Consider the following 12,404-nt stretch of genomic DNA (forward strand, 5'->3'; position numbering starts at 1 on the left):
TTCTATCAACTGACTATTCGTCTGGCTGGTGGATTCTCATCACTCACAACCAAATTTGTATGCAGTGTTCAGCCCTGTCTCTTGTGATTTCGCTTTTGCTTGAGAGTGAATAAATATGCTGGTTGTATGGCTCGAATGTGATGTATTTCGATTAGCTAAAATTGGTCATTCTTTATTAGCAATTTTTCTATCTTCCCTTGCAAATCTTTTCGGATAGTTTGCATTTTTGTCACGCTTGTTAGCCACTCTTAATAAAACCATCTTGTAGAAAAATTACACTTTTCGGGAAAAATGAAGTGTTTTTTCTGTCTAATCGGGGTCTTATTCATGTTCATTTACACTTAATTGATCTTTTGTATGACAAAATAAAATCGAGATTGATTGGGGTCAAAGATTCGTCCGCATTCGCTATCTGCCTATCTGAAAGTTAATTACAAGTATTCATCGGTTCGGGTAGGTTATTTTTACTCGCTGGCATAACACTGAATAGATTCTTGATAAATATTCAAAATGAAAATAAACGGTGCAACGGTGACTAGCGAGGCGATTTAACTCAATTCTATTCAGCGAATGCTTTTTATCAGTTTGAAATTGTACTGATGTCGCTTGAATGCTTTTTGGAGACCCCCATGACTAAAAAGTGGTTTACTGAGTCGGTTGAAGAAACACTGACTCAATTTAATGTATCAACTGAGCAAGGTTTGACTTCGGGAGAAGTAGAGCAGCGTCAGGCTGAACACGGCAAAAACGAGCTACAAGAGCAAGAAGGCAAATCTGCCCTTGAGCTATTCCTACACCAATTTAAGAACCCATTGATCTTCATTCTGGGTATTGGTGCGATTGTTTCCTTCTTCACTGGCCACCTTGTGGATGCGATTGCCATCACGGTGATCATCTTCATCAATGCCATCATCGCATTTTGGCAAGAATTTAAAGCTCAGAAGGGCATGGAAGCGCTGCGCGAAATGGCAGCACCAACCGCACAAGTTCGTCGCAATGGCGAGTGGGTTGATGTGTTGGCACGTGACATTGTGCCGGGTGACATTTTAAAGATTAATACGGGCGATATCCTTGCTGCGGACGTGCGCATCATTGAAGCGAACCGTCTTGCGGTAGATGAAGCCGCGCTTACTGGTGAGTCTGAGCCGGTTGATAAAATCGTTAAGGTGATTGAAGACGAAACCGTTGGCCTTGGTGATCAGCTTAATATGGGCTTTATGACCACCATTGTGACCACTGGTACAGGCTTAGGTGTGGTTGTCAGCACAGGCATGAAGACCGAAGTTGGCCATATTGCGGACATGATGGCAAACACCGAAGAAACCAAAACACCAATGCAAGAGCGTATGGATACCATCGCGAAAACCTTGATGGTTGCGGCTTTAGGTGTGGTGGCTGTGGTCTGTGGTATCGGCCTTTACCACGGTATGCCTTGGCTGGAAATTCTGAACACGGGTATTTCTCTATCGGTAGCGGCGATTCCAGAAGGTTTGCCAACAGTTATCTCAATTGTGTTGACCATGGGCTCAACGCGCATGGTGAAGAACAACGCATTGGCGAAGCAGCTTTCTGCGATTGAGACGCTCGGTTCAACCACGGTTATCTGTTCAGATAAAACGGGTACGCTGACACAAAACCAAATGCAGGTGATGAAAGCGTACGACGCGAGTGGCCGTTACTGGGAAGTGTCGGGCAAAGGCTTTAGCCCTGAGGGTGAATTTAAGCCGCTAGGCCACACGGTTGATGCAAAGCAAAGCCCTGAGATGATGAAAGGCTTAGTGGTTGCGACCCTATGTAATGATGCGGAATACATCAAAAATGGCGATAACTCGTCTGTGCGTGGTAACCCAACTGAAGGCGCATTGATTGTTGCAGCGGCAAAAGCGGGTCTGGAGCAATCAGACATGCTATCGACAGGCGGTTACTCTATCGTTGAGAAGTTTCCGTTTGATTCTGCACGTAAGATGGCGTCAGTGATTGTCAAAGGACCGGATGGTAAGCACTTCTTGGCGATTAAAGGTGCGCCAGATGTTGTGTTGCGCAATGCCTCTGGCTTTATGGTCGATGGTGGTGAGCTACCTACAGCACCAACCATGTCGACTGGCAGCTTAGCGTTAGCGGCAAGCCCTGCAGAAGAGGTGATTGCGAACTACGAAGCGGCAATTCAGGACTTTGCAGAGCAAGCGCTTCGCACTTTGGCAGTAGGTTATAAAGAGCTGACAGAAGATGATCTCAAGCGTGATCCTGCTGAGCTAGAGAAAGATGTGACTGTGCTTGGTTTGTACGGAATCATGGATCCTCCACGTCCAGAAGTGCGCGATGCAGTAGAGAGCTGTTATAACGCAGGCGTTCGCACGGTGATGATCACTGGTGACCACGCACTTACTGCAGCGGCAATTGCACGTGAAATCGGCATTATCCGCAGTGAAAAAGACTTGGTCATCACGGGCGCACAACTGGATGAGATGGATGATGAGGCACTACGTAAAATCTGTCCGGAAGTAGCCGTCTTTGCTCGTGTAACACCAGAACACAAGCTGCGCATTGTTCAAGCTCAGCAACACAATAATGAAGTGGCCGCGATGACAGGTGACGGCGTGAACGACGCGCCAGCTCTTCGCCGTGCGGATATCGGTGTTGCAATGGGTATCACCGGTACATCGGTAGCCAAAGATTCGGGCGATTTGATTCTATTGGATGACAACTTCAGCACAATCGTGAAAGCGGTACGCCAAGGTCGTCAGATCTTCGATAACTTGCGTAAGTTTATTCGCCAAGCACTGACGGCGAACGTGGGTGAAGTATCGGTTATCTTGTTTGCTTTCTTGATGATGGGACCAGAAGCGATTCTGCCACTTACGCCGCTGATGATTCTATGGATTAACCTAGTTTCTGACGGTCTGCCTGCGCTGGCGCTGGGTGTAGAACCTGAAGAGAAAGATTTGATGGAGCGTAAGCCGCGTAAGCGTAACGAAAGCTTCTTCAGCGACCATCTGGGCACTCGTATTGTGACACGCGGTTTGGCATTGGGTGGTATGAGCTACTTGGCGTTCAACTGGGCACTGAGCAGTGGTCAAAGCGCTCAATATGCACAGACAATGGCTTTCGCAATGCTGATTTTTGCTCAGCTATGGCACTTGTTTGACTCGCGTACATTTAACTCGCTATACCGCAAGAATCCATTCACCAACAAATACCTGTTGGGTGCTGTAGCGGTCTCGGCAACGCTGTCCCTTGGTGTTATTTATACTGGTCTCGGTCAGCTGATCTTTAACACAGAGGCACTAAGTGCTAGTCACCTATTTGGTGTGATTCTTGTGTCTTCACTGCCGACATTCATTTTGTCTGGCATTAAAGAGGTGACGAAAACCAAAGTCGTTTAAGAATGGTGGTGTCGATTCTTTCAGCATAGGGAAGCGACAGATACCTAAAGCCCGCCGAGAGTGATAGCTTGGCGGGCTTTTCTTTTCTCTCAAGCAAGGCATCTCTTTAGCTGTGCGAAGGTTTACTCTATAATCCCCCCGTTTTCATCTGGTACTTCACCAACTTTCATCTGGGATATTTTCATGATTTCAAAAAACCAACTAAAACTGCTGCGTGCTTTAGGTCAAAAGAAGCAGCGTAAAGCGCACGGCTTATTTCTGGTTCAAGGTGAAAAGAACGTACTGGAATTGGCGAACAGCTCGCTCACGGTAAAGCAGATTTTTGCGACGACTGAGTTTCTGGAAGAGCATCGTCAAGAACTCAACAGTTTCGAATGTATTGAGGCGTCACTAGATGACCTAACTAAAGCAAGTACCTTGGTTAGCAACAATGCAGCCATTGCTGTGGTTGAAATTCCAAGCGTAACAGTGCCTCAGGCAAAAGGCTTGATGATCGCATTGGATGGCGTTTCTGATCCGGGCAATCTTGGTACGATCATTCGTGTGGCGGATTGGTACGGTATCAAGCATATCATCGCGAGCACAGATTGTGCCGATCCATACAACCCAAAAACCATCAGTGCAACCATGGGCAGCTTTGGTCGCGTGCAAGTAAGCCTAGTGGATCTACCAAGTTACTTGGAAGATGCAAACTTGCCAGTGTATGGTGCTTTCCTTGAAGGCGAGAGTGTGCACAAGACGGAATTCTCAGCAGAAGGTATTTTGTTGATGGGCAGCGAATCTCATGGTGTGCGTGAAGCGGCATCGAAGTTTGTGACTGACAAGATTACCATTCCAGCGTTTGGCGGTGCAGAGTCTCTAAACGTGGCAATGGCGACAGGTATTATTCTCGACAACATGCGTCGTCAACACAGCTAATCGCAGCAACGAATCATAGATACAAAAAAAGCGTAACGAGCCAGACTTTTTCAAGTTGAGGTTCATTACGCTTTTTTCGTTTTAATGCGCTTATTTTTCTAGCATGTCCAACTTGTTTGGCACGCCGTTCCACTTTTCTGCTTCATCCATTGCTGGCTTCACTTCAGTTTGTACCGGCCAGATTTCTGCAAGTTCTGCGTTGAGCTCTTTGTAGATCACTTGATCTTCTGGAAGCTCGTCTTCTTGGAAGATGGCGGCTGCGGCACATTCGTCCACGCACAAACCACAGTCGATGCACTCAATCGGGTTGATTACCATAAAGTTTGGGCCTTCGTGGAAGGCATCTGCAGGGCATACCGCGACACAGTCAGTGTATTTACATTGGATACAGTTATCGGTTACGACAAACGCCATGATAATCAGCTCTTAAGTTAGTCAAAATTGAAGAATGGGGATAATACTCATCCCAAGGCAAAATTCAACATTCGCTACGTTAATTCCGCCGCGCAACTTGGATTTAGTATGACAGACAAATCAATTTCTCGTAAAATGCGCGCCATTGTGAGCTGACTGCTTTTTCACCCTCGATATTAACGAGGAGAAAATAGCAGTTCTGGCTAAGACACCTACCATAACGAGACATCACATGATTCGTATTAATGAAATTAAACTTCCTCTTGATCATGAGGAAGGCGCGCTATTGGACGCGATTACTAAAAAGCTTGGCATTGCTGCTGAGAAAGTTATCTCTTTTAATGTCTTTAGACGCGGCTACGATGCTCGTAAGAAAACCAATATTCATCTTATTTACACGCTAGACATCATCGTTGAAGGTGATGAAGAAGCGTTGCTAGCGAAATTCGAAAAAGATCCGCACGTTCGCCAAACACCAGATATGGAATACAAGTTCGTTGCCAAAGCACCAGAGAATCTAACAGAACGCCCAGTGGTGATCGGTTTCGGTCCTTGTGGTCTTTTTGCGGGTTTGGTTTTGGCTCAAATGGGCTTTAACCCAATCATCGTTGAGCGTGGTAAAGAAGTACGTGAGCGTACTAAAGACACGTTCGGCTTTTGGCGTAAGCGTACACTAAACCCAGAATCAAACGTACAGTTTGGTGAGGGCGGCGCGGGTACTTTCTCTGATGGTAAGCTTTACAGCCAAGTGAAAGATCCAAACTTCTACGGTCGTAAAGTGATCACTGAGTTTGTAGCAGCTGGTGCTCCAGAAGAAATTCTATACGTAAGTAAGCCGCACATCGGTACCTTTAAACTGGTTACTATGATCGAGAAGATGCGCGCGAAAATCATCGAGCTAGGTGGTGAGATTCGCTTTAGCACTCGTGTTGACGATCTACACATGGAAGATGGCCAAATCACAGGCGTAACGCTATCAAACGGTGAAGAGATCAAATCTCGTCACGTTGTTCTAGCGGTAGGTCACAGTGCTCGTGATACCTTTGAAATGCTGCACGACCGTGGCGTTTACATGGAAGCGAAGCCGTTCTCAGTTGGTTTCCGTATTGAGCACAAACAGTCGATGATCGACGAAGCACGTTTTGGTCCAAACGCAGGTCACCCAATTCTTGGTGCAGCAGACTACAAACTGGTTCACCACTGTAAGAATGGCCGTACGGTTTACAGTTTCTGTATGTGTCCTGGTGGTACTGTTGTTGCGGCAACGTCTGAAGAAGGTCGCGTCGTAACCAACGGTATGAGCCAATACTCTCGTGCAGAGCGTAACGCGAACAGCGCAATCGTAGTGGGCATCTCACCAGAAGTTGATTACCCAGGTGATCCTCTAGCAGGTATCCGTTTCCAACGTGAACTAGAATCGGGCGCTTACACACTCGGTGGTGAGAACTACGACGCACCAGCACAGAAAATCGGTGACTTCCTGAAAGGTCGCGATCCAAGTGCACTAGGTGATGTTGAACCATCATTCACTCCGGGCATCAAACTGACTGACCTGTCAAAAGCGCTACCTGCATTTGCTATCGAAGCGATTCGTGAAGCAATCCCAGCATTCGATCGTAAGATCAAAGGCTTTGCGTCAGAAGATGGTTTACTGACGGGTGTTGAGACGCGTACGTCTTCTCCAGTTTGCATCAAGCGTGGTAAAGACTTCCAGAGCATCAACTTGAAAGGCTTCTTCCCTGCGGGTGAAGGTGCAGGCTACGCGGGTGGTATCCTTTCTGCGGGTATCGATGGCATTAAGGTGGCAGAAGCGGTAGCTCGTGACATCGTCGCTTCAATGGAAAACGCATAATTTAATCGCGTGATATAACATCGAAAGCCAGCCTAAATCTAAGGCTGGCTTTTTCGTTTCTGCTGCATAGCTAGTTATTTCTTTTCGCCCTTCTTATATTGACTCACTCCTGACTCGAATCACGTCCAAGCTTTGTATATTCTTTGCTCACAGCCAAGCAGATGGTCGATGTAACTTTAAATAAATATGCAACTTAGTATTCATTGCTTTTTGTTATGTATCAATTCAGATAAAGATCAATAGACTACACCTATAAATAAAATTGCTAATTTCCATTTAGTAAAATCAAGAAATTAGACGACACTTATCTTAAAGGCAGCAAAAACGTGCCGCTAAGGAGATAAGAATGCATTCACTTAAAGTTAAAGATTACATGACGTTACAGGCAGTGACTTTCACCAAGAACATGTCGTTGACGGCGGCTTTGGACAAGGTGATGCAAAGTGTTACTCTAGGTGGGCCTGTTATCGACGAAAACGAGAAAGTCATCGGATTCCTTTCTGAACAAGACCTTTTAGACAAACTCGTTAAAGCCAGTTACCACTGTCAGGACACACACACAGTAGAAGAGTGCATGCACTTAGACGCGCTATCGGTATCGCCTGAAATGTCGATCATCGAATTAGCTGACATGATGAAAGTCGGTAAACCTAAGATGTATCCGGTGGTGGATGACAAAGATAAGCTCGTTGGTGTGATTACAAGACGCGATGTTTTAAGAGCCATCGGCAAAACACTGAACGAATGTTTCAAACATCCCGTTTAAGAACAAAACAATAAGTATTAAGACGAAAGACGCCTCGGCGTCTTTTTGTCGTTGAGGAAGAATATGTCCACGCAAGACGCGAAGTTTGTCCAAGGTTCTACCATGCGCCACATCTTAGTGATGTCTGGCGCAGGCTCTGTCGGTTTGATGGCACTGTTTGTCGTCGATTTGCTCGATATGTTGTTCATCAGTATGCTAGGACAGGTAGAGCTTGCTGCAGCTGTCGGTTTTGCAGGAACGCTGATTTTCTTCTCAACCTCAGCATCCATCGGTACTTCGATTGCTATGGGGGCTTTGGTCTCTAAAGCGATTGGCGCAAAGGATTTTGAACGAGCAAGGTTGATGAGTGGTAGTATCATGCTGGTGGCCTTTATGATCAGCTTGGTCATTACCATTAGTATGTTCATCCACATACCAGAGTTATTAGCCGCTATAGGTGCAGAAGGGGTCGCTGCCGAGCGTGCAGAAGCTTATCTCAATATTCTATTACCAAGTGCACCGATACTCGCTTTGGGTATGTCTGCCGGTGCTGGACTGCGTGCTGCGGGAGATGCAAAGCGATCTATGTGGGCGACTTTGGCGGGTGGTATTGTTAACGCGATTCTCGATCCGCTGTTTATTTTCGTCTTCAAATGGAACGTGGAAGGAGCAGCAGCGGCGTCTGTTATTGCGCGTTTCACGGTATTAGCTTTCTCCCTTTACCCACTAGTAAAAGTGCACAAGCTGGTTTCATTCCCTAATCTCGATACCGTTAAAATTAACCTTAAGCCGATTTTGGCGATTGCCGTGCCCGCCATTATTACCAACACTGCTACGCCGATTGGTAATGCGATTGTGACCACTCACATTGCCCAATTTGGTGAGGATTTTGTGGCAGGTTTTGCCGTGATAGGGCGTTTAACTCCAGTGTGTTTTGCGGTGATTTTTGCTTTGTCTGGTGCGGTAGGCCCAATCATTGGTCAGAACTTTGGTGCGGAGCGGATGGATCGCGTGAAGCGAACTCTGACCGACTCTTTGCTGGTGACAACCATTTATACTCTCGCCGTATGTGCTCTTCTTTACGTCCTGCAAGATTACATTGTTGCCATGTTCAGCCTAACGGGTGACGCTGCGATTATTGTTGCTGCTTTCTGTACCTATGTGGCGATTACGTTTGTGTTCAATGGTACTTTGTTTGTCGCCAACACCTCCTTCAATAACCTTGGTAAACCGCTGTACTCAACAGCGTTGAATTTGGGCAAAGCGACCATTGGCACGTTGCCTTTCGTTTACTTCGGTTCTCAGTGGTATGGTGCGCTTGGTGTGCTTTACGGCCAAGCAGTGGGTACGATTGTGTTTGGTTTACTTGCACTGGTAGTACTGAACAAGCACATCAAAGATCTGATGCAGAACTTTGGTGAAGACTTAGTGGAAGACGATCCTGCCATCACTTGCGTTAATACTCAGCCTTTCTGCTCTCACGATGCGGTATTGATTGATGAGGTCGCCACCGCTTTGGAAGAAGAAAAAGCGTAAATTTTCCTAATTTCACATAAATACGCTTGACCTTGGAGTTAGCTCTAAGGTTTATTCTTAGCGGTAGATAGAGACTTATCACCAATAAGGAAAGTGAATTATGTGTACGAAACATCAAGGTTGCCAATCAGGCAAAATCAACTCTGCGGTGGCGCTAGGTGCAAACGACTCTTGCTGCGCACCGGCAAAACCTGCTCTTAATATTACGCAAGCAAGCGTGATCACTTCAGAGGATTCTTGTTGCAGCGGCGGAAGCTGTAGCTCGGATTCTCTTGAAGATGAAGGCCCTGCCGAACCCTTTGAATCCTCCATTCGCCATAGCTGGTTAGTATCAGGCATGGATTGTCCTGCCTGTGCTCAAAAACTTGAAAAAGCCATTTCTTCTGTTGAAGGTGTCACGAACGCCAAAGTCCTGTTCGCGACTGAAAAGCTGGTGGTGGATTTTGATAACCGTGCACTTGCGCCTGTCATTGAGCAAGTTTCTCAACAAACCGGTTTCCCACTGACTTCGACAGATGCGCCAAAACCAAAAGCCGAGAAAAAAGGTTGGTTAGGCGTTATGAAAGACAATGTTCAAATCCTTTCTATCGCAGGTGCGATGGCGTTAGCCGGTCTTATCTCTGATTTACACCCAACCTTCAGCACGTGGCTCTTCACGTTGACGTGTTTGCTTGGCTTGTATCCAGTTGCGATGAAAGCGGTCAAGTTGGCTCGTAGTGGTACGCCATTCGCGATTGAAACGCTGATGAGTGTCGCGGCGCTGGGTGCTCTATACCTTGGTGAAACCGCTGAAGCGGCGATGGTGCTATTGCTTTTCCTTATTGGTGAAAAGTTAGAAGCATACGCATCATCTCGTGCGCGTAGCGGCGTTCAAGCATTGATGGATCTCGTTCCAGAAAATACCACTCTAATTGTGGATGGCGAACGTCAAGAAGTGCCAGCGTCACAACTACAGCCCGGTGACGTGATTGAAGTAGCGCCGGGTGGTCGTATGCCAGCTGATGGCGTACTGATGACTCAAGCGGCAAGCTTTGACGAAAGTGCGTTAACGGGCGAGTCTGTTCCGGTAGAGCACAACGAAGGCGGTAAAATCATGGCAGGTGCCGTGGTTGTCGATAAAGTTGTGCAAGTTAAAGTGACGTCTCGCCAAGGTGAGAACGCGATTGACCGCATCCTACATTTGATTGAAGAAGCGGAATCACGCAAAGCACCACTTGAACGTTTCCTAGATAAGTTCAGCCGTTGGTACACACCATTGATGATGCTTGTCTCTCTATTAGTCATCATCACACCGCCATTGTTGTTTGCTCAACCTTGGGAAACGTGGGTGTACCGTGGTCTAGCATTGTTGTTGATCGCATGTCCATGTGCGCTCGTCATCTCTACGCCAGCAGCGATCACTTCTGGCTTGGCGGCAGCGGCAAAACGAGGCGCATTGATCAAAGGTGGTGCAGCGCTTGAGCTACTGGGTCGTGTTGAATCTGTAGCATTTGATAAAACGGGTACACTGACACAAGGCAAACCGCAAGTAACTGATGTGGTACCTTTTGGTGTGACGGAAGAACAACTGCTGAGCTTGACTGCTTCGATTGAGATTGGCTCAAGCCACCCGCTAGCAATTTCTTTGGTGAACAAAGCGCAAGAGCAGGGCATCAGCATTCCTGAAGCAGCAGACAAAACGGCGCAGGTTGGTTCTGGTGTGACAGGGCTTGTTGAAGGCAAATTGGTTCAAGTGATTGCGCCATCGAAAGCCGATTTTGCCATTTCGTCTGACATTGAACAGCAAGTCGTGGCGTTGGAAGACCAAGGCAAGACGGTGGTTATCGCTCGTCACGATGAACAAGTGATCGGTTTGATTGCTTGGCAAGACACACTTCGCCAAGACGCTCAACAAGCGGTTGCTGCACTGAAAAAACTGGGTATTTCATCAGTGATGTTAACTGGCGATAACCCTCGCAGTGCCGAAGCTATTGCGAATCAAATTGGCCTTGATTACAAAGCAAGCTTGCTACCAGCAGACAAAGTGCACTACGTGGAAGAGATTTCAGCACAGCACACTGTCGCGATGGTGGGTGACGGCATTAATGATGCGCCAGCAATGAAAGCTTCAAGCATTGGTATTGCGATGGGCGGTGGTACTGACGTTGCTCTTGAAACGGCTGATGCTGCACTGACTCACAACCGTTTGATCGAGCTAGCAGGTATGATCGAGCTATCACGTGCGACGCTGAATAACATCCGTCAGAACGTGGCGCTTGCGCTGGGTCTAAAAGGTGTGTTCTTGGTAACGAGCTTACTGGGTATTACCGGCTTGTGGGTTGCGGTACTTGCCGACAGTGGTGCAACGGCACTAGTCACACTGAATGCTCTACGTCTGCTTCGCTTTGAATCAAAACAAGTGAAATAAATCAGTTAACAGCTGAGCGATGAATAAGAAGCCTGAGGCAATCCTGTCTTGGGCTTTTTTGTGTCCATAAAACGGTAATCACTTTGCTGAATAATTCGTTTGGCAAATCACTCATTGGTATGCAACGAAATGATCTTTTGGCCATTAAAATGTGATCTAAACCGTTTTTATTTGAAAGTTTGGATTTATTACATTGTTTCATTGTGACTGTGATCACTCAATGTTGGTGAAAGGTTCGCTACAGTGCATCTGTACCCAACAACTTATTAATGAGCTTATTGTTTACAAAATAAGCCACAACAAGGAGCGACTTATGTCTCAAGCTGTATTCCATTTAGGTGTTACTGAAGCGGATCTTAATGGTGCTACTCTAGCAATCATTCCAGGCGATCCAGCGCGCGTACAAAAAATCGCAGAAGAAATGGAAAACCCAGTATTTCTAGCAAGTCACCGTGAATACACGCTATACCGTGCAGAGCTAGACGGTAAACCTGTTGTGGTTTGTTCTACAGGTATCGGCGGTCCATCTACGTCTATCGCAGTAGAAGAACTAGCGCAGCTTGGCGTTCGCACTTTCCTACGTGTTGGTACGACTGGTGCAATCCAGCCACACGTAAACGTAGGTGACATGATCGTTACTACAGGTTCTGTTCGTCTAGACGGCGCGAGCCTACACTTTGCTCCAATGGAGTTCCCAGCAGTAGCAGACTTCGAAATCGCAACAGCAATGAAAGCAGCTGTTGAAGAGTCTGGTGCAACTGTTCATATGGGTGTGACTGCTTCAAGTGACACTTTCTACCCTGGTCAAGAGCGTTACGATACGTTCTCTGGTCGCGTTGTTAAGCGTTTCCAAGGTTCTATGCAAGAGTGGCAAGACATGGGCGTTCTGAACTTCGAAATGGAGTCAGCAACACTACTAACCATGTGTGCAAGCTCTGGCCTGAAAGCAGGTTGTGTGGCGGGGGTAATCATCAACCGTACACAAAAAGAGATTCCAGATCATTCAACGCTGAAAGAAACGGAAGCTCGCTCAATTAAAGTTGTAGTAGAAGCAGCACGTAAGATGCTTTAAGCACAACATTTAGTTGGCATTTAAACAAACGGGAAAAACCAGAGGTTCGCCTCTGGTTTTTTCTATCTGGAAGTTTT

General features: G+C 46.7%; 8 protein-coding genes. 7 read left to right on the forward strand and 1 reads right to left on the reverse strand.

From position 1 onward, the window contains the following. Positions 1-629 precede the first annotated feature (629 nt). Positions 630-3,383: a cation-transporting P-type ATPase gene (locus tag ATB78_RS19940; protein ID WP_061010074.1), complete on the forward strand. Its 2,754-nt coding sequence runs from the start codon at positions 630-632 to the stop codon at positions 3,381-3,383. 183 nt (positions 3,384-3,566) lie between these two features. Continuing rightward, entirely contained in the window at positions 3,567-4,301 is a 735-nt protein-coding gene (locus tag ATB78_RS19945; protein WP_061010076.1) for an RNA methyltransferase, read from the forward strand. Positions 4,302-4,391: 90 nt separating this feature from the next. Here ATB78_RS19945 and fdxA read toward each other — a convergent pair whose 3' ends face one another. Then, complete coding sequence (fdxA, locus tag ATB78_RS19950) at positions 4,392-4,715, reverse strand: ferredoxin FdxA (protein ID WP_005431654.1); 324 nt, start codon at positions 4,713-4,715, stop codon at positions 4,392-4,394. A 232-nt stretch (positions 4,716-4,947) separates the two neighbouring features. Between fdxA and ATB78_RS19955 the strand changes: the two genes are divergently transcribed. From ATB78_RS19955 to udp, 5 genes are all read left to right on the forward strand, one after another. Further along, positions 4,948-6,567 carry an NAD(P)/FAD-dependent oxidoreductase gene (locus ATB78_RS19955; RefSeq protein WP_009707141.1) on the forward strand — a complete coding sequence of 540 codons (1,620 nt, stop codon included), beginning with the start codon at positions 4,948-4,950 and terminating at the stop codon, positions 6,565-6,567. 346 nt (positions 6,568-6,913) lie between these two features. Next, positions 6,914-7,333, forward strand: a complete 420-nt coding sequence (locus ATB78_RS19960) for a CBS domain-containing protein (protein ID WP_005437523.1) — start codon at positions 6,914-6,916, stop codon at positions 7,331-7,333. 63 nt (positions 7,334-7,396) lie between these two features. After that, complete coding sequence (locus tag ATB78_RS19965) at positions 7,397-8,848, forward strand: MATE family efflux transporter (protein WP_039841528.1); 1,452 nt, start codon at positions 7,397-7,399, stop codon at positions 8,846-8,848. 100 nt (positions 8,849-8,948) lie between these two features. Continuing rightward, positions 8,949-11,255, forward strand: a complete 2,307-nt coding sequence (locus ATB78_RS19970) for a zinc/cadmium/mercury/lead-transporting ATPase (protein WP_061010078.1) — start codon at positions 8,949-8,951, stop codon at positions 11,253-11,255. A 313-nt stretch (positions 11,256-11,568) separates the two neighbouring features. After that, on the forward strand, positions 11,569-12,327 hold the full coding sequence (udp, locus tag ATB78_RS19975; RefSeq protein WP_005437517.1) for a uridine phosphorylase: 759 nt from the start codon (positions 11,569-11,571) through the stop codon (positions 12,325-12,327). Positions 12,328-12,404: the final 77 nt, after the last annotated feature.

Source organism: Vibrio sp. CUB2 (genome assembly GCF_001557945.1).
GTDB lineage: Bacteria > Pseudomonadota > Gammaproteobacteria > Enterobacterales > Vibrionaceae > Vibrio > Vibrio owensii.

Excerpts from the sequence above, each read along its gene's own strand:
- ATB78_RS19960 (WP_005437523.1), top strand. The coding sequence starts at position 6,914 with ATGCATTCACTTAAAGTTAAAGATTACATGACGTTACAGGCAGTGACT.
- udp (WP_005437517.1), top strand. The coding sequence starts at position 11,569 with ATGTCTCAAGCTGTATTCCATTTAGGTGTTACTGAAGCGGATCTTAAT.
- ATB78_RS19955 (WP_009707141.1), top strand. The coding sequence starts at position 4,948 with ATGATTCGTATTAATGAAATTAAACTTCCTCTTGATCATGAGGAAGGC.
- fdxA (WP_005431654.1), bottom strand. The coding sequence starts at position 4,715 with ATGGCGTTTGTCGTAACCGATAACTGTATCCAATGTAAATACACTGAC.
- ATB78_RS19940 (WP_061010074.1), top strand. The coding sequence starts at position 630 with ATGACTAAAAAGTGGTTTACTGAGTCGGTTGAAGAAACACTGACTCAA.
- ATB78_RS19965 (WP_039841528.1), top strand. The coding sequence starts at position 7,397 with ATGTCCACGCAAGACGCGAAGTTTGTCCAAGGTTCTACCATGCGCCAC.
- ATB78_RS19970 (WP_061010078.1), top strand. The coding sequence starts at position 8,949 with ATGTGTACGAAACATCAAGGTTGCCAATCAGGCAAAATCAACTCTGCG.
- ATB78_RS19945 (WP_061010076.1), top strand. The coding sequence starts at position 3,567 with ATGATTTCAAAAAACCAACTAAAACTGCTGCGTGCTTTAGGTCAAAAG.